1 protein-coding gene is annotated in these 1,460 nt (G+C 62.3%); it reads left to right on the plus strand.

The genetic code is table 11. The features are described 5' to 3' along the window. Window positions 1-77 precede the first annotated feature (77 nt). On the plus strand, window positions 78-1,328 hold the full coding sequence (locus AB0O71_RS15445) for an IS256 family transposase (protein ID WP_193591830.1): 1,251 nt from the start codon (window positions 78-80) through the stop codon (window positions 1,326-1,328). Window positions 1,329-1,460 lie beyond the last annotated feature (132 nt).

Consider the following 1,460-nt stretch of genomic DNA (forward strand, 5'->3'; position numbering starts at 1 on the left):
GCCAGTAAACGTCAGCGTGGCCACCGGGATCTTCCTTCGAGGAAACTCTCACATCCCACTCGAAAGGCGTCACACCGATGACCACTCCCTCTATTGTCGACCCTGCCACCGTCCTCACCAACGCGCTGGGCGACGCATCACCGGATCTGATGCGCACCCTGCTGCAAACCATGATCAACACCCTCCTCTCAGCCGAAGCAGATGCGATCTGCGGCGCCGAGTACGGGAAGCCCTCTGCTGACCGAGTGAATTCCCGCAACGGATACCGCACCCGTGAACTCGATACGCGTGTCGGAACCATAGACGTCGCGATCCCGAAGCTCCGCTCCGGCACGTACTTCCCCGAGTGGCTCCTCGAACGTCGCAAACGCTCAGAAGCGGCGATGATCACCGTCGTCGCTGACGCCTACCTCGCTGGCGTCTCAACGAGGCGGATGGACAAACTCGTGAAGACCCTTGGCATCCATTCCCTGTCGAAGTCGCAGGTCTCCCGAATGGCCGCCGATATGGACGAGCATGTGCGTGAGTTTCGCACGAGGCCGTTAGGTGAGGCCGGCCCGTTCACGTTCGTCGCGTGCGACGCACTCACGATGAAAGTGCGTGAGGGCGGGCGGGTGATCAACACCATGGTGCTCGTCGCGACCGGGGTGAACGCTGACGGGCATCGGGAAGTCCTGGGCATGCAAGTGGCGACCGCGGAGACCACGATGGCGTGGAACGGGTTCTTCGCAGACCTTGTCGCGCGCGGCCTCACCGGGGTGAAACTCATCACCTCTGACGCGCACGCTGGCCTCGTTGAAGCGATGCGCGCGAACTTCCCTGGGACGTCGTGGCAACGGTGTCGCACGCACTACGCTGCGAACCTGATGTCAGTGACCCCGAAGAGCATGTGGCCGGCGGTGAAAGCGATGCTGCATTCCGTGTACGACCAACCCGACCAGAAAAGTGTTGAGGCCCAATTCGACCGGCTCCTGGACTACGTCGAGGACAAACTCCCCGAAGTGCACGACCACCTCGATGCTGCCCGGGCTGACATTCTCGCGTTCACCACGTTCCCGAAAGATGTGTGGCAGCAGATCTGGTCGAATAACCCGAACGAGCGCCTGAACCGTGAGATCCGCCGCAGGACCGATGTGGTGGGGATCTTCCCGAACCGGGCCGCGATCACCCGCCTCGTCGGGGCCGTTCTTGCGGAGCAGTCTGACGAATGGGCCGAGGGTCGTCGTTACCTCGGTCTTGACGTTCTCGCGAGGTGCCGCCTCACGCTCGTGGGTACCGACACTATCGGCCAGCACCATGAGCTCCCCGAGCTCGGGGCCGCAGCATGAGCGCCCCCACTCCTGGGCTGTACTCCGACACCGTGAGTGAGCTCGTCGCGAGCATCTGCAATCACAACGAAAACTAGCCCCCACATCCTTGAAGGATCACGAAACGGTTACACCACTCCACGGGACTTGACC

Origin of the sequence: Leucobacter sp. NPDC077196 (assembly GCF_040687075.1) — a bacterium.
Lineage (GTDB): Bacteria > Actinomycetota > Actinomycetes > Actinomycetales > Microbacteriaceae > Leucobacter.

Bases quoted from the DNA above. Each gene is read 5' to 3' on its own strand.
- AB0O71_RS15445 (WP_193591830.1), top strand. From the start codon at position 78: ATGACCACTCCCTCTATTGTCGACCCTGCCACCGTCCTCACCAACGCG.